The organism is Neoluteolibacter marinus (assembly GCF_014904755.1).
Taxonomy (GTDB): Bacteria; Verrucomicrobiota; Verrucomicrobiia; order Verrucomicrobiales; family Akkermansiaceae; genus Haloferula; species Haloferula marina.
On record NZ_JACZFQ010000056.1, the window covers coordinates 18,528 to 34,271 of the forward strand.

Annotated in this window: 12 protein-coding genes; 5 read left to right on the top strand and 7 right to left on the bottom strand. The window is 64.0% G+C overall.

Translation table 11 applies throughout. From position 1 onward, the window contains the following. Positions 1 to 409 precede the first annotated feature (409 nt). From tssD to IG178_RS12300, 5 genes are all read right to left on the bottom strand, one after another. The gene (gene tssD / locus IG178_RS12280) at positions 410 to 922 is read right to left on the bottom strand and encodes a type VI secretion system tube protein TssD (protein ID WP_193212851.1); all 513 of its coding nucleotides are present in this window, start codon (positions 920 to 922) and stop codon (positions 410 to 412) included. 22 nt (positions 923 to 944) lie between these two features. Then, positions 945 to 1,883, bottom strand: coding sequence for a hypothetical protein (locus tag IG178_RS12285; RefSeq protein WP_193212852.1), 939 nt, complete (start codon positions 1,881 to 1,883; stop codon positions 945 to 947). Between the two features lie 694 nt (positions 1,884 to 2,577). Beyond that, positions 2,578 to 3,360, bottom strand: coding sequence for a LuxR C-terminal-related transcriptional regulator (locus IG178_RS12290; protein ID WP_226895366.1), 783 nt, complete (start codon positions 3,358 to 3,360; stop codon positions 2,578 to 2,580). Between the two features lie 380 nt (positions 3,361 to 3,740). After that, complete coding sequence (locus tag IG178_RS12295) at positions 3,741 to 4,652, bottom strand: RNA polymerase sigma-70 factor (RefSeq protein ID WP_193212854.1); 912 nt, start codon at positions 4,650 to 4,652, stop codon at positions 3,741 to 3,743. A gap of 20 nt (positions 4,653 to 4,672) precedes the next feature. Next, complete coding sequence (locus tag IG178_RS12300) at positions 4,673 to 5,140, bottom strand: carboxymuconolactone decarboxylase family protein (protein WP_193212855.1); 468 nt, start codon at positions 5,138 to 5,140, stop codon at positions 4,673 to 4,675. A gap of 122 nt (positions 5,141 to 5,262) precedes the next feature. Here IG178_RS12300 and IG178_RS12305 point away from each other — a divergent pair, with 122 nt between their 5' ends. Both IG178_RS12305 and IG178_RS12310 read left to right on the top strand, forming a co-directional pair. Beyond that, positions 5,263 to 6,003, top strand: coding sequence for an oxygen-binding di-iron domain-containing protein (locus tag IG178_RS12305; RefSeq protein WP_193212856.1), 741 nt, complete (start codon positions 5,263 to 5,265; stop codon positions 6,001 to 6,003). A 147-nt stretch (positions 6,004 to 6,150) separates the two neighbouring features. After that, entirely contained in the window at positions 6,151 to 7,578 is a 1,428-nt protein-coding gene (locus IG178_RS12310; RefSeq protein ID WP_193212857.1) for a TMEM43 family protein, read from the top strand. A gap of 32 nt (positions 7,579 to 7,610) precedes the next feature. On the opposite strand, the gene IG178_RS12315 is transcribed toward IG178_RS12310, so the two are convergent. Beyond that, on the bottom strand, positions 7,611 to 7,832 hold the full coding sequence (locus IG178_RS12315; RefSeq protein WP_193212858.1) for a hypothetical protein: 222 nt from the start codon (positions 7,830 to 7,832) through the stop codon (positions 7,611 to 7,613). Between the two features lie 163 nt (positions 7,833 to 7,995). Here IG178_RS12315 and IG178_RS12320 point away from each other — a divergent pair, with 163 nt between their 5' ends. After that, entirely contained in the window at positions 7,996 to 8,463 is a 468-nt protein-coding gene (locus IG178_RS12320) for a hypothetical protein (protein WP_193212859.1), read from the top strand. A 64-nt stretch (positions 8,464 to 8,527) separates the two neighbouring features. Then, positions 8,528 to 9,079, top strand: a complete 552-nt coding sequence (locus tag IG178_RS12325) for a hypothetical protein (protein WP_193212860.1) — start codon at positions 8,528 to 8,530, stop codon at positions 9,077 to 9,079. A 261-nt stretch (positions 9,080 to 9,340) separates the two neighbouring features. Here IG178_RS12325 and IG178_RS12330 read toward each other — a convergent pair whose 3' ends face one another. Continuing rightward, a complete protein-coding gene (locus IG178_RS12330; RefSeq protein WP_193212861.1) occupies positions 9,341 to 12,130 on the bottom strand; it encodes a tail fiber protein in 2,790 nt (929 codons plus the stop codon). Positions 12,131 to 12,578: 448 nt separating this feature from the next. Between IG178_RS12330 and IG178_RS12335 the strand changes: the two genes are divergently transcribed. Then, positions 12,579 to 15,650 (top strand): FG-GAP-like repeat-containing protein, encoded by a 3,072-nt coding sequence (locus IG178_RS12335; protein WP_193212862.1) that lies wholly within the window; start codon positions 12,579 to 12,581, stop codon positions 15,648 to 15,650. Positions 15,651 to 15,744 lie beyond the last annotated feature (94 nt).

Below are 15,744 nucleotides of genomic sequence, written 5' to 3' on the forward strand. Positions count from 1 at the left end.
CGAAACAGATCGAGGTTGCCGATACGACCGCGAGCCGGATGAAGAAAGGGCGGTGAGTCATTCGGAAGCCATCAATAAGATATGATGAAGAGTCGGTAAATGTGAATCGAACGAGGAGATGTGATGGGTGGACAAGTCCGTTGGGTGCGGTCCACTTTGGGTGTAGGATTGATCCCCGGGATGCGGACGGGGGCCAGGAGTTCCCCGGCCGAATCCCGCTGGAATGGCAGCCGAGCATTGGCCGGCGCAGGCGAGCGCTTTCGAAAACGCAGGGGTTCAGGCGTCCCGGATGTGGAGTCGCCACTCCTCGCTGTCACCAGCGCGCCCACGGGAAAGCCTGGACCGCCCGAACCGCGCCCACGATCCGTAGGCGCGTTCGTCGGAACGCGGGCCTTTTCGCCGCGAAGGCCTACCGTGAGATCGACACCGTGTTGCCGGACGACGACTCGATGGTGATCGATTGATAGCTGAGGGTGATCTCCTCGAGGTCCGGCGAGGCGGCGGTGTCGGGATCGAGCGTGTTCGGCTTCCACGGCTGGACCCGGACGAACTGGCAGTTCTGCAGCGTGTAGGTCAGGTATTCCTCGATCTCGCCGGTGTCGGAGTTCCGGCGGAAGAGGTGCAGCACGGCCTCGCCGGTGGCATTGTTCGCCAGGGCCTGCGCCAGCAGCGGGGTCGACTTGTCGAGGCGCTTCACCAGCGTGAATCCCTTGTGCGTGAGCGCTTGGGAGGAGGTGCGGATGAGTTCATGGCGGAAGGCGACCACTTCGAGCATTTCGGAAACATCCGTGCCGCCCATGGTGGTGATCGTGGCGTCTCCCACGATGGTGTTTCCGCCGACCGTCAGTTCGAGATAGCCGTTCAAGGCGGCGTGGAGGGAGCAGGGGAGCAGCAGGAACAGGGACAAGAGCAGGGTCTTCATGGTGGACGGTGTGTTGATGGGATCAGGGGGGCGTGAGCTGGACTTCGACTTGGAAAAAGCTCCGGAGTTCTCCGGCGGGAAGGATGATGTCAGCGGTGCCGTCGGCATCGACGGCCACCGGAGAACCGGTGAGGGGCAGCGGCGATGACAGCGTGGTGCCGCTGCGCAGCCGGTAGGTGCGGCCGGCCTTGGTCGGGAAGCGGAGGCGCCAGCGCAGTGCGGGCGTGGTTTCGAACCGAAGGTCGGCGCTGAAGAAGGACGAGCCGTCGTTCGGCGCACTGCCGGTCACGAATTCATCGAAGTTGGTCCGGCGATCCCGGTCGAGGTCATCCGCGGCATCGTCGACGACCGGGTTCAGGCCGAACTCGTCCTCGAAATCGTCGGGCATCAGGTCGTTGTCGTCGTCGGGGTCGGCGTTGTTGCCCAGGCCGTCGTTGTCCGAATCGCGGGTCTCGGTCGGGTCGTTGGGGAACTCGTCCTTCAGGTTCGACGAGCCGTCGCCGTCGGAGTCGAGGTCGGCGAGATCGAAGTCCAGCTCGCGGGACACGGGATCCAGCGGCGAGGGATGTACCAGGTTTGCCGTACCGGCGAAGAGGGCGGGGTCGGAGACGCCGGAGGCGGTCCGGGGCATCGCCCAGGCGGATTCGCAGGAAAGGAGAATGCCTTGGTGGATATCGGAGGAGCCGCTGTCGACGAGCTCGATGACCACGCGGCGCGGACCGGGGATGAAGCCGCGGCTGCCGGAGAAGGCGTCGAGCAGCCGGCCGTCCGGGTCGCTGAAGCGGAACTGCTCGGCGAGGGCGAGCGCCTTGGGGACTTCGGGACTTTCCGGGGTGATCCGGTACAAGCCGTTGCCGGCGTCCGAGACCTCGCCCGACAATTCGATGCGGGGTGCCGCGGAAGCTGGCACGGTCCACAACGCCCAAAGGCTGCCGCTGATGGCGATCGCTCGGAGGTCCATGGGGGAAGAATGCTTCACTCCAGCTGACTATCAGCCGCTTGGCAATTTCATTCGCCCGCCCCTCCCCGCACCTCGACCCAGTCGCGTCCGGGTTGACCGACGCGTTCTCGTCGGCCCCCCCGAGCTTCCCCGTCGCGTCCGGTGGTTCCGTTGCCGGCCGCGTCGATCTTCGCGCCGGCCATGAAACTGCGGATCCCGTCGATACTGGCGGTGGTGGCGGGGATCAGGCAGGCGTCGCAAAACGTGACAAGGAGAGGGTAGGGAACAGGTCACTCTCCGGCTCCTGAGGGACTGAAAAGTGAAGGTCGTCAAAGGGAACGGAGCGGGTCCGGGAAAACAAGTTGGACCCGGAATCGACCGCGGGAAGCCGCCGGCTCGTCCCTCCAGACGCGTCCTGTTGGAACGGCCGGCTGGAGGTGACGTTCGGCGGCCCCCGCGGCGAAGGGCCGGAGGGGAAAACTTCATTTGAACCCACAGCCCGTTCCGGACCCGGAGCACGGCAAGGCGCCGCGATGGAGCGGATTCCGGTGGCATCCGTTGAGCATCGGGATCCCCGCGAGGGTGGCGAAGGGAGCTTTCATGGGGTGGGTGAACGCGCGATCACCGGCAGCTTCCCGCCAACGCTGATCGTCTGGCCGTGGAGTTTGCCCGCATCCCTCGGCCTTGCCTACCCTGCCAAATAGCAGGGGGGTGCTCAGGCGCCTCCCGTCCAGAGCGTCATGAGTCCGGCCCGGCTGGAGACCCCGAAGCTGCGGTAGATGTCCGTGACATATTTGTGCGTGGTGGCGCGGCTCAGGCCGAGGACGTCGGCGATCTCCTTTTCCGATTGGTGGGAGAGCAGCTGCAGAAGGAGCCGGCGGTGAGCCGGGGAAAGCGGGGTCTTGCCCACCAGCAGGCCGTGGTTGAGGAGCAGCTGGCGGTGGAACCACTTGATGCCACGGAGGGTCCGGACGACCCGCTGCTCGTCTTCGGGCGTGAAGTGCTTGCGGCGGCGGATGCGGTCGAAACAGAACAGCGATTCCGCGTCCCGGTTGACCGGAAACACGCACCAGATGCGGTCGCTGATGCCTCCTTGTTGGAAATACATCTGATACTGCGGTGTGCGCCGGAAGGCCTCGAAGTCGATGAAGCCGTCGCGCAGGCGGTAGCTGCGGAAGCGGCCCGCGTCGCGGATGACCTTGCGCGTGCTCATGCCCGGGTCGCGTTCCATGTGGGCGAGCACCTTGCGGACGAACTCCGGACTGTACTCCGGGCGCGTGATCCAGCGCTCGGCCGTGCGCAGGCGCCAGCCGTAGAGGAGATCGTCGTCGGCTTCGGGGGTATCCTTCACCCGGGCGATGCCGATCCAGAAGGCATCGTCGGCACCGATCCATTCGCAAAGCCGGCTGAACAGGAGCTCGAGGGCGGTCCGCGACTCGGCCAGCGGCAGGTCCGCCAGTTCGTCCCACAAGCCGTAAATCAATTCCGCCGGATCCATCGCCATCTCTTGTGCAAATGAGCTCTCGTTCAGGACTGCCGGTTCACGGCAGGGTGACCGGTCGGGAGGGCGAGGGGATGATCGGGTCGTGGATCCATCGGATGGGATGTCGGGGAGCCTCCGGTTGGGGAGGGCGGGGTGCAAGGCAAGATGCGCGCTTCCGGAAGGACGGGAGTCATCTCACCGCGCTGTCACCAGCGCGCCTACGGATCACTGGGATGGCCTTTCACCATCTCTAACATCCGTAGGCGCGTTCGTTAGAATGCGGGGGCCGTCGGTCAGGCCAGCCATCATCCCCCTGCGTCGTCACCAGCATGTCGACGATGGCGAATTCTCGGGGCGAGATGTGAACGTCATGGACCGGTTGCAGCCTCGGACTTTCAGCTCATCCCGTCGTTCTCAGGTTCGATCCCAATGCCGCACCCCGGACCCTGCGAGCCGTCGGTGCTGCCTTCCACCCCGATCAACTTGTCGGGATTGCGGACGACATAGACCGCCTTCACCCGGCCGTGGTCGAGGGCGAAGGTCATCGCACTGAGGGTGCCGTCACCGCCGCGGACGAGGACGCCGGGTGAACCGTTGATGCGGACGAAGCGGGGCGGCGGCGGATCGTCGGATTGGAAGCGCCGCAGGCCGATGAACATCCGCGCGATGCGGTCGGCACCGCGGATCGGCAGCAAGGCGGCGCGCACCTTGCCGCCGCCGTCGCTGTAGAGCACGGCGTCGTCGGTGAGCAGCCGGAGCAGCTGGGCCAGTTCGCCGGTCCTCGTGGCGTGGACGAACTCGCGCACCAGCCGCTCGGCCTCCTCGGTGGCGGTCTTTTCCGGTGCCGCCTCGTGCCCGAAGCGCGCCTTCGCCCGCGAGACGATCTGCCGGCAGGCGGCCTCGGATTTCCCGACGATGCCGGCGATGGCGGCGTAGTCGTGGCCGAAGGCCTCGCGCAGCAGGAAGACCGCGCGCTCAACCGGATCCAGCGCCTCGAGCATCAACAGGAAGGCGATCCCCAGCGAGTCGGCCAGCTCCGCTTCGTGGGGGCGGTCCTCCAGCAACGGTTCCGGCAGCCACACGCCGACGTACTCCTCGCGCTGGCGGCGGGCGAGCCGCAGCTGGTCGATGCACAGGCGGGTGACGGTGGTGGTCAGCCAGGCCCGCGGTTCGCGGATCTCCGCCGGCCCCGCGCGGTGCCAGCGGAGCAGGGTTTCCTGCACCATGTCCTCCGCCTCCACCACCCGGCCGAGCATGCGGTAGGCGATGGAGAACAGCAGCGGACGATGGATCTCGGGGTCGATCATGGCGGGCGGCGGTTGGCCGTTCAGGCGGCGGGCTCGACCGGCAGGCGGAAGCCGACGCCGAAACGATTCCAGGCGTTGATGGTGGCGATGGCGAGGGTGATCCAGGTCACCTGCACCTCATCGAAGTGCACCCGCAGTGCGGCGTAGTCCTCGTCGCCGACATGGCTGCCCGGCAGGCGTGTCAGCTTTTCGGTCCACGCCAGCACGGCGCGCTCCGCCGGCGTGTAGAGATGCGCTGCCTCGCGCCACGATGGCAGCAGGTGGAGCCGCTGCGGGGGAATGCCCGATTTCACGGCGTCGTTGAAGTGCATGTTCATGCAGTAGGCGCAGCCGTTGATCTGCGAGGCGCGGAGCTTGATGAATTCAAGCAGCACGGGATCGATCCCCGCGCCGCGGACTGCTTGCTCCAAGGCGAGCAGGGCTTTCATGGCATCGGGTGCGGCCTTCCAGTGTTCCAGTCGGGCCCGGGTGGTGTCGGTGGTTTCCATACACCCGGGATGACGGATCCGCGGGCGGGTCTGTGACGGGAGGGTGGAAGTATTTTCGGGATCCTGCTCCGCCGCTCACCTCCTCCATTGCTCAGGTTCTCGCGAACTGATAGCACCCGGGAATGACCCGGATCGACGAAATCGCCCCCGACCTGTTCCGGCTTTCGGTTTATGTCCCGGAGTTCGACATGCAGTTCAACCACTTCCTCGTGCGCGACGAGGAACCGCTGCTCTTCCACGCCGGACTGAAGGCGATGTTCCCGGCCTTGAAGGAGGCGGTCGGCAAGCTGATCGATCCCGCCGCCTTGCGCCACGTCGCGTGGAGCCATTTCGAGTCGGATGAAATCGGCGGCCTCAACCACTGGCTCGAGCTCGCGCCGCAAGCGCAACCGGTGTGTACCCTGGTGGGCAAGCTGGTCAGCGTCGACGACTTCGCCATCCGCCCGGCCTTCGGCATGACCGCCGCCGATGTGCTGAGCACCGGCAAGTACCGATTCCGCTTCCACCGTTCGCCGCACATCCCCCACGGCTGGGATGCCGGGGTGCTGTTCGAGGAAACGACGCGCACCTTGTTCTGCTCCGACCTGTTCCACCATTTCGGCGACGTCGCGGCGACCACCAGCTCGGACCTCGTCGGTCCCACCGCCGCCGGCATGCGGCAGATGCAGGGCGGCCCGCTGGCAGGATACATGCCCTACACCCGCCAGACCGAAGGCGTCCTGCGCTCGCTGGCGGAGCTCGAGCCGGAGACCCTCGCGGTCATGCACGGCTCGTCCTACATCGGACCGGGCGCCCGCATGCTGGACGACCTCGCCGGGGTGATCCGGGAGACCTTCGACCAGGACTGGGAGCCGGAAGGCTGACGTGGCGGCCGCCGGACGTCGCCGGCGGTGGCCCGGCCGACCGTGGGTTCTGCTTTCGGCGGAGCCGGGCCGGCTGCTTCCGGTCCAATCTTCCCGCCCATTCGTACTCCCCAGAGCGGACACCGGGACTTACGGTCCCCCGGCAGCATGGCGGAACGGAAAAAGAAAAAGGGCAACGGGATCCTGTTCGGGCTCGCGATGATCGGCCTCTCCATCGGGGCGCTCTGGAAGAACGAGCACCGATACGATTATTACAAGGCGGCCCGCGACACCGAACCCGTGGAATCGGTGGACCGGCTCGCCCGCGACACGCTGTTTTCCCACAGCGGCGCCATGGATCAGGGCCTCACGCTCGAAGGGGTCTACGTGACAACTTTCCAAGGCTACCTCGAGGTCGACCGGGTGGCGGAGGTATACGCCTGGGACCGCGACGAGGACGACGACGGCGTCCGCTGGAGCAAGAAGTGGATGTCCTACCTGCAGAACAACGAACGGAACCGGGGACTGGAGAAGAAGTTCAAATCCGGCACTATCGCTCCTCCCGCCTACCGGGTCGCGGATCTGCGGGTCGAGGCCGACGAGATCCAGTTCGTCGATCCCGCCCGGCCGATCCCGCCGTCCGGTCTCACGCTCACCCGCCTGGGGACGGAGCAGGGCTTGGTGCTCCAGGAAGATCATTTCTATCTCGCCAAAGGCCATCCGGAGCAGCTCGGCGACGAGCGCGTCTCCTACCGCGGCATCCCCGTCCCCGAAACCGCCACCTACTTCGGCAAATGGAGCGGCGGTGCCGGCGTCGCCCATCAGGCCGAGGTGGAAAAGGGATTCATCGCCGGCGTCATCCAGGACAAGGGGATCCTCCATCACCTCGTCGCCGGTTCGCGGGAAACCGCCCTCGCCAGCATCGGGAAGCACCTGGCGCGCTTGAAGATGATCGTGCGGATCGTCGGGCTGGCCGTCTGCACGCTCGGTGGCGGCATCCTCTTCGCGAGTCTCACCCGCTTGCTGGTGTTCCTGCCCTTCTTCGGTCCTTTCCTCAACCGGGTCACCGGCTGGCTCGGGATGATTTTCGGATTCTCGCTCGGTCTTCTCACCCTCGCGATCGCCTTCGTGACCAGCCAGCCATGGATCCTCGGCGGGATCGCCGCGGTCGTCGCCGTGGCCGGCACTTTCTTGGGGAGAAATGCCGCCCGCAAGCGCAGGCGGATCCAGCGGAACGTCGCCTCCACCCTCGGCCACGTGCCGTCTCCGGAGGAGTTGAAGGAATTGGAATTCATCCAGCTCTGGTTGCTCGCCAGCGGCAACGGAGCCATCAATCCCGACGAACAAGCCCACCTCGATCGCCTGATCCGCCGCAACGCGTGGACTCCCGGGAAAGTCAGCGAGCTCACCCAACGGGCCGAGCGGGAACGGGCGGCGACCAGCGATCGGGAAAAGCTCGAAGCCCTCGTCCGCTACTCGCTCGCCGATGGCCGCATTGATCGAAAGGAACTCAAGAACCTCCAAAGCGCCGCCGCGTGGATCGGCGTGGACCGCAAGGATCTCCGCGCCTTGATGACCCGGGTCCAGTCCGTTTGATCCCCCGAAAGTCCGGCGGGTCACAGGCCGATTCACTTCCGGTCGTCTTCGGAAGGGCGGCTGAGTTCATAGGTGACCTCCTTGCCGTTGAACTCCAGCACCACCGACGTGCCGTCGCTCGAGACATACTCCGCCTCGATCGTCCGCCCTTGGTCGTTGGTCCACTCCCGCGCCTGCGCACCCTGGATCCAGGCCGCCGCCATCAAGTCCGCCAGTCCACAGATCCGGTATCTCCCCGAAATCATCAATGCCATTGCGGCACTCATCTAACGGAGGCCGCCGGGACCCTCAGGGCCGGAGCCCGGGAGATGACACGGGGGCTATCGGGACCAACGGGACCCCCACGGGTCATGGTGCGACCGGAATCCGGATGGTGTGGGAATTGACCACCACCATCTCCACGGGAATGCTGGGCGGATGAACCTCCGTTGCATCCCGCTGGCTTTCGTTTCCGTCGCATTGGCCTCCTGTGCCACGGGCCCGGGGGATTTTCGCGAAGTCCCTGCCTCCCAGGCACACGCGACCCTCAAGCCCGGTCGTGTGGTCAAGATGATCCTTCCCTTCGAAGCCTCGGATACGGCCATCGTTTCGATCGACGGCAGGCGCCCGGTGTACATGCGTTGGGACAATACCTTCAGGATCGAACCCGGTCGCCGTGCCGTTGTATTGAGTCACCTCGGCAGGAGCGATGCAGGGGAAGGCGAGATCGTTCTGAATGCCACCGAAGGCCGCACCTACGTCGCGAAGTCCGATGTGATTGGCATGAACATCCGGTTTTGGATCGAGGACGAGTCCGGCGGTACCGTGGCGAGGAAGGAAGTCCCGCGGGAACCCCGGTCTCGCACGACCCCGATGCCGGTGATCGTCCCGCTGCCGGCGAGATAGTGCGACCGTGAAAAGCCCGGCAGGTTGGGCTGGACGACCGGGGCCGCGGTTGAATGATCGGGACATGTTTCATCGACTGGCCGCCTTGCTTCCCTTGTTCGCCCTGCTCGCCTCCTGTGCGCCACCTTACACGGGCATTCCCTACGATCCGGCGACAACCGCCTTGCTCCGCAATCACAACGGCCGGCGCGGGCACATGTACAAGTATGAATGTTATGGAATCTCGGCGGTCGACAACGAGGCGCCGAAGTTCGTCAACCCGACGACCGATGAAGGGGCCAAGGTTGTCCTGCGGCCCGGCCGCCACCGCATCGTCGTGCAGGGGAGTTTCCAGCGCGGCTTCACGAAACCCGGTCCCTATGTCGGCCGGGCGGAGGTCGATTGCAACTTCGAGGCGGGGAGAGTCTACCGGGCCTACGGAACCGTCGAAGGCTCGGATCTCAAGCTGTGGATCGAGGATATGGGAAGCGGCCGACGGGTTTCGAAGATCGCCACCGCTTCCTATCACCTCCAGCCCTCGACGGCCCCCATGTACATCCCGATCTACGTGTCGACGGCATCCAAGGAGATTCCGGCCGGACGGATCAGCCGGTTCCATGCCCTTGAGGGTGAGTGACGGGGTGTACTTCTCGACCCGCACGTCGCCACATCGGCGCATGGCCATGACAGGAGAACCACAGGGGAGTTGCAAAACAGGCCTTTCAGTTGGAGATGGTTTCCGTCGCGGTCGGGACAGGTTTTACTTTGCTGTGTTCCGGCCGAGCCCTGATGTCCGGTTGAAGGCTAGCAGATTGGCAGTGCCCTTTTTCTCGCGTCAGGCGGACATTCCGGTCCACCCGGCGGCCTTCGACCGGGAACTTCCCAGGAAACCTCGCGATCAGTCCGGCCAGCCATCCAGGGTCACGGCGACGCGCCAGAAGCTCAGCGGCAGGAACAACGACGAGCCGGTGACCGTGATCTCAAGCCGGCCGCTCGACGGATCGATCGCGCCGCTGATGCCGGGGTCCGCCTCGATTGTTCCGCGATCGGGACGATAGGCGAAAACGCTCTGCCAGCCTCCGAGCGTGGTGGAGCGCTGGAGCTTGTAGGTCAGGTCCGTGGCGGCGGCACGCAGCGGGATGCTGAAGCGCCGGTCGGCACCGTCCACTTCGGCGGGTCCGAAGATCGAGGCATCCGGGGCGTGGGGATCGAGGAGAAAGGCGTAGTCGAGCAGGTTGAGGTAGGGATCGGTCTCGGGATTCGCGAAGGGGCCCGCGATGGCCGAGTTTCCTGCTTCGGCTCCGAACTCAGCGATCCGCCATCCGTCGAAAGTCGTGATGCCGTCGTCGGCGAGGGTGAGACCGTAGAGGTGGAAGGTGGAGGCACCGTCCGCCGGGGTGAAGGTCACGGCATGGGTGTCGGCGTCGGCGGTGAAACGGTAGCGCGCGAGCAGCCCCTTGTTGTTGCCGTAGCGGTTCTCGTCGAAAGTGATGTGATCCCGTTGACCGGCCAGGGTCGCGGTCCGCGCGGCGGAGACATCGTAGCCGGTACCGAGGAAACCGGCGGTGTAGGTGCGGCCGGGGATCAGGCTCTCGAAGGTGATGGATCCCGGATTGCCGCCATAGGTAAAACCCTGGGCGATGTTGTTGCTGCCCGTGCCGCCCGCGGTGAGATCATTGCTGTCGGCAGCGGTCGCGATGAAGCCGGTGGAGGAAAAGTTGCCGGTCGCTGCCGGGTTGATCGTGGGGATCGCAGTGACGGCGACGCCATTGACGGTCGTCGAGGTGCTTGAGCCGAGGTTGTAGGCCCATAGCGTCCGGTCCGGATCGATGCCGGAACTCGCGTCGCCTGTCCATGGCGTGACCGACCACGGGGCACCGGCCTCGTTGGAAAGGCGGAAGTCGTCGATGAGCAAGGTGGTGTCGCCCGGGGCGCTGTTGCGCAGCGCGAGGACGGCGGTCGGGCCGGTCGCAGTGAACACGCCGCTGACGGGGTAGTAGGCATTGCCGCTGCCGACGAAGGGCCACACATCGATCGCGGCGAAGGGGTGGCCGTTGACCGACCAGGCTGCCTGCGGGATGCCGTCCTGATAGTCGCGCGCATTGGCGCGGAAGCGGACGGTGTAGGAGTTCCCCGCGGTGAGTCCGCTGATTGTGGTGGACATCGTGGCGGCGCTGCCGGCCGAGCTCTGCAGCAGGGCGACCTGGCTGCCGTCGGGGATGATGCCGCTGTTGGCGAAGGGGCTGCTGCCCCCGGCTGGATTGAGTCCCGAGTTGTTCGATGTCATCCAGCCGGTGATCGCGTCGCCGTTGTTCTGGACGTAGCCGGGATAATTGGAAAAGGCATCGAGCTCGAAGCTCGGGTTCGGGATCGGCGGGGTGAGCGCGAGCGAGTGGGAGTGCGCCGGCATCTGGCTTTCGGTGAGCGTGATGCGCTCCGTCCCGAAGGGCTCGGCGAGATTCCGCGGGGTGAGGTTGATGCCGGGACCCTGGCCCGCCGCGACGCGGCCCCGCAGGTCGGGCAGGGCGAAGGTGGTGACTCCGTTGCCGCCGTATCTGGTGCCGAGGATCGAGAAGAGCACTGCGTTCGAATTGATCAGCACGATCGAACCATCGGCAGGTGCAAACCCGGCGGGCAGGATGGAGCTGGCGTAGGGACGGAGTTCTCCAACAACCGCGGCTCCCCCGAGGAAGGGGTTGGTATGCGCGCCCGGAAAGCTCCCGGAGGTGCAAATGGCCCACTGGATCCCGAGCGAAGGCTGGAGCAGCTCGAGTGGCGTGCCGCTGCCGCTGGCGCCGGTGCTTCCGGCGCCCGGCAGGTCATGGACGTGCGGCGGCAATTGGCGCTGGCCGAAGGGCAAGTAGCGCGAACCGGCGGTCTGGCCCAGCGCGCGCGGGGTGAGTCCGCTGCCGGTGCCGATGCCCAGGGCGGCACGCCCGCGAAGATCGGGCACGGCGAACTGGCCGCCACCGCCGCCATAGGTGGTCCCGATCCGGGAGTTGAGGTCAGGCGCGTCGCCGGTGGCGAAAATCTGGCCGTCGCAGCGTGCCCAGCCGGTGGGATACTGGATCGAGAAACCGAAGAAGCGGATCTCGCCATCCCCCCGGATCAGGGGTTGGAGCGACAGCCCGGGCTGCCGGCTGGAGCGGCCGGTGCCGGATCCGGCCGCGCCGGTGAGTTCGCCGCCGACCAGGTGCGAGTGGCCGGTGAGTTCGGTGGTGCCGAGAACCGTAGTCTCTTCACCGGCCTTGAGACCGAGGGGCATGTCGTCGAGGCCGGGGCCGGTTCCCGTGCCGACGGCCACGCGGCTCCGGAGGTCGGGAATTCCGAACGTGGTTTTTCCATCGCCTCCATAGGTTGTGCCGAGGAGCGAGAAGAGCGCCGTGTTCGAGGCGATCGAAATCAGGCGGCCGTCGGCGTCGATCGCCTCGTCGTTGAAGGGATAATCGCCCGCGAACCACCGGATCTCGCCCACATAGGAAGGGCCGCTGCCCGTGGCGGTCGGCGTCCCTCCGCTCAGGTCGGGGTAGGTGCCGGCGGTGACCAGGATCGGGCGGAGCGTCAGCGTCGGCTGCGTCAGCGGAACGGGAGCGGCACCGCCGGTGACACCGGTCTCCTGGGCGATCGCGATTGCGGAAACGGTGCCCAGCACGATCAAGGCAAGGCTCGGGAGGTGAAGGCCGGTCATGGGAGGGAAGCGGCTGCCCGGCCTTGGAGTCACCGGACTTCGACGCGGGTGCCAGAAGATCCTCGCCCTCGCGATCCTGCAAGCAAATGCGCCGGGGGACGCCCCGGACATCGTTCCAAGCCACGAAGAAGGTCGAGAATGACTGCACGTTGCCCTTGATATGCCGTTGGCCGATCCGGAATCCACCGGCCACGGGCGAGACGGCAGCGTTTTCTGAAGGGGACTCCTCGCTCCATCCGCGGTTTGACGGGACGCATCTCATCGGGGGACAGGGAACCAACGACGAGCAAGGCGGTGACCCTTTTCTGGGAAAAGTTCGCGGAGGCCTCGTTCCAATCGCGCAACGACGTCCGGCATGCGCCGTCGCCGTTTTCGGCAGATAACCGGATTTTGTAGAAATTTGTCTTCCCCTTCCGGTGATGAGAACCGCTGTTACCTCAAGTTTTTCATGAAGCTTCCCATCTTTCTGGTTTTTGCGTGCTGGGCATTGACTGCGATTTCCCGGGCGGATTCTCCTGTTTCATCCATTTGGAACTACTCCAACAGCCCTCAGAATCTCGGCGAAGCTGGGATGTTCGCGCTCGATACCCCGAATGGACGAGAGCTGTTCTACTCTTCCAATGGAGGGGGCGGGATTTGGTCTGTGCGTAGATATGATCCCGAGTCTAGAGACTATAGAATTGTACATTCTTCGTTCCCGACATCCGGGTATTTGCCAGTCGGATTTCATGAGATCCGGGCTGCGGATCATTCGGTGGTTTCGGTCATTCTGGGGCACACGGACGGCTCGATGGCAATCTACGATCCATTCAGCCGGGCACTGACAGGCCAGATACAAACGGCAACCAATTTGCGGACCTTCCATCCTGCAGATCTCGACGGTGATGGCATCATGGAACTGATCTGCCTGACGTACGACAGTTTGATCGTTTTCGATCTGAGTGGCAGCGAGATCTGGCGCGTGGCTGGAGCGGGTGGTTACAAAGTCGCAGTCGGGCAGATGGATGCCGATGCCGGATCTGAAATCGCCATCAGCGGAGGCAAGGTCATCGATGTGGACACGCGCAGCGTGCAATGGGCGCAGCCCGGTACCCAATGGGGGGAAGTCGTTGTAACCGATCTGGATGGTGACGGGATGGAAGAACTCCTCGTTTCGGGGTCGCCGCGGGAAATCCGGGCCCTTGATGTCGATACTCAATCGACGAAATGGGTGTATCAGCCATCGTACAATGCAAGCACGCTTCGGCTAGCCAATCTGGACGGTGATTCTCCTCAGGAGTTGCTTTATCAGGACCAAAACGGGCCGATGCTCCATGCGATGGACATCGGAAGCGGGGGACTCACGGAAAAATGGCAGATTTCCAACCCCGGCCGGCGCACCTGGGGCATGGCGGTCGGGGATCTCGACGGGGATGGCTCCCTGGAGCTGGCTTGGAGTTCAAGCATAACCCTGAGTGAGGTGAGCCAACTCCACGTAACGGGAATTCCATCGCTGTTGGACGAATGGGCGAGCCTCTCGTTCGAACGACCTTTTGTTGGAGTGTGCAAAGGTGATGTCACCGGGGACGGCATTCCCGAGTACGTTTTTGCATCGGTGAACAACCAACGGCGGGGCGGTCCGATCCAGGTCGTCGATTCGAACACGCTGTCATTGATTGGGGCTTCAGATTCACTCCTTGATAATTCATTCCGGGCAAATGTTCTGGATGTGAATCTTTGTGATGTCGATGGAGACGGACGATTCGAGATCGCTGCAACCGGGGATGGCGGTGGATCACGGGTTGCCGAGATTCTTCGCTTCGACTTCGTTGGCGGGTTCGAGCGGTTGTGGAAGACTCCTCCTGGTTACTTTTTGAGCGACTCGAATGACGGGGAACGGGTGGAAGTGCTCGATGTCGACGGAGATGGCGATCTCGAGGTTATTCTAGCGGGGCAAAGATCGAGCTGGGATACCAGCAGCTACCTTATGGTCTTTGACTACGACTCGGGGATTGAACAGTGGCGATCGCCTGGATTTCCTGGCGGATGGAATGGTCCGGTATCCCTCTCCATATCAGATGTCGATACCGACGGTCGGATTGAGGCCGTGATGGGTTGCGGTGGTTCTGGATTCGAAGTGTACGATCTCGGCCTGAAGATCGTTGAGCAGACGGTGAACGTGCCTGATCTCACCTGCATCGCGACCAGATTCGGGACCGAGGGAATCCTGGTGGGAACAAGTGAAGGGAAGGTGGCGAGATTTGTGAAGAATCAGGGGGCCGGCTATGCGGCGATGTGGCAAGCCGGTTTTGTGCCGGATCGCATCGAGCACTTGATACCGTCTTTCGGGGATCGGTTGTTCGCAGTCACCCGGGACCGGGTTTTTCTGAATGGAATGGACGGGTCGGTGTATTGGGAAACGATCAGCCTGCCCGAGCCGCTTTCACACCGGATATCCCCATTGCACACGATCGACGGATGGGAAGTTGCGACCAATACAGGATTTGGCGCCTCCGGATTTCCATTGCAGGTGATGGATGGAGAATCCGTAGTGGATTTGCACGTTTCAGGGGCGTTGAGAGAGAACGGTTCCGACCCCGCAACGGTTGTGATTACCCGACACTTGCCGGGCCCGGAGCCCTTGCTGGTTCGATTCTTCCTTTCGGGTCGGGCCTCGGTGGATTCGGACTTTGATATCGCGGGAGCTGTTCCGGGAAATGATGGGCTCTGGGAGGCGACCATACCGGCGAACCTGGCATCCGCAGTTGTGTCGCTGGTGCCGCTGGATGACGTGCTGGCCGAAGGGGACGAGACCATCGATCTGGTCCTGGCCGAGGGCGAGGGCTATCTAACAGGTCCAGATCACGTGGCTCGTGCGAGGATCGTCGATGATGAAACCACCGTTGGGGTCTACTTCACGCGGAAGAGTATCAGGGAATCCGATTCGGTGGCGACAAGCCCCGGGGCAGAGGCTGTTTTCATCAGAACCGGGGACCTCAGCCGTCCGCTCAAGGTTTCATACGCGACCTATGGTTCAGCAACCAATGGCAAGGATTTCAGTAGGTTGAAAGGGAAGGTGGTCTTCAAGGCTGGTATCGATCGGGTTGCTTTCGGAGTCGTCGCCCCAAGTGATCGCTCTGTTGAAGGCGAAGAATTTGTTGGAATCGAGCTGTCGCCGGACAGTGCGTACGGGCTCAAGCTTGGAGCTGAGGTTGCCGAGATGACGATCGAAGACGTGGAGAACACCGTGGAGTTGGTGGAAGCCATCCCTGGCAAAAACGGGTTATCCCTTCTGCTGCACCGCCGATCATCGTACGTATGGGCGCAGAAGGTTTCGGTGCAGGAGACACGCACGTTCGCGGATGGCTCCGTCAAAAGTTTCACCCGGCGTGTTTCGTTCCGGAAGGGTAGCTATGAGGGCCTGGTGAAGATCCCGGGCGGGAAGACTTCTGCCCGGATCGAGTGGAGCTTGATTGACGACAAGACATTCATCCCCACGGGAATGGGAATCTTGGGCTATGACTGGAACGTTGCCCCCTGAATGAAGAGGGCACCCGGGACGAGAACTTGGATGCGCTTTCCGGCTTCGCGAGGGGCATTCTAACCCTCCGGCTCCGCGCATTCGCCGGCGTGAT

Excerpts from the sequence above, each read along its gene's own strand:
- IG178_RS12330 (WP_193212861.1), bottom strand. The coding sequence starts at position 12,130 with ATGACCGGCCTTCACCTCCCGAGCCTTGCCTTGATCGTGCTGGGCACC.
- IG178_RS12285 (WP_193212852.1), bottom strand. The coding sequence starts at position 1,883 with ATGGACCTCCGAGCGATCGCCATCAGCGGCAGCCTTTGGGCGTTGTGG.
- IG178_RS12335 (WP_193212862.1), top strand. The coding sequence starts at position 12,579 with ATGAAGCTTCCCATCTTTCTGGTTTTTGCGTGCTGGGCATTGACTGCG.
- IG178_RS12290 (WP_226895366.1), bottom strand. The coding sequence starts at position 3,360 with ATGGATCCGGCGGAATTGATTTACGGCTTGTGGGACGAACTGGCGGAC.
- IG178_RS12320 (WP_193212859.1), top strand. The coding sequence starts at position 7,996 with ATGAACCTCCGTTGCATCCCGCTGGCTTTCGTTTCCGTCGCATTGGCC.
- IG178_RS12300 (WP_193212855.1), bottom strand. The coding sequence starts at position 5,140 with ATGGAAACCACCGACACCACCCGGGCCCGACTGGAACACTGGAAGGCC.
- IG178_RS12315 (WP_193212858.1), bottom strand. The coding sequence starts at position 7,832 with ATGGCATTGATGATTTCGGGGAGATACCGGATCTGTGGACTGGCGGAC.
- IG178_RS12325 (WP_193212860.1), top strand. The coding sequence starts at position 8,528 with ATGTTTCATCGACTGGCCGCCTTGCTTCCCTTGTTCGCCCTGCTCGCC.
- tssD (WP_193212851.1), bottom strand. The coding sequence starts at position 922 with ATGAAGACCCTGCTCTTGTCCCTGTTCCTGCTGCTCCCCTGCTCCCTC.
- IG178_RS12310 (WP_193212857.1), top strand. The coding sequence starts at position 6,151 with ATGGCGGAACGGAAAAAGAAAAAGGGCAACGGGATCCTGTTCGGGCTC.
- IG178_RS12295 (WP_193212854.1), bottom strand. The coding sequence starts at position 4,652 with ATGATCGACCCCGAGATCCATCGTCCGCTGCTGTTCTCCATCGCCTAC.
- IG178_RS12305 (WP_193212856.1), top strand. The coding sequence starts at position 5,263 with ATGACCCGGATCGACGAAATCGCCCCCGACCTGTTCCGGCTTTCGGTT.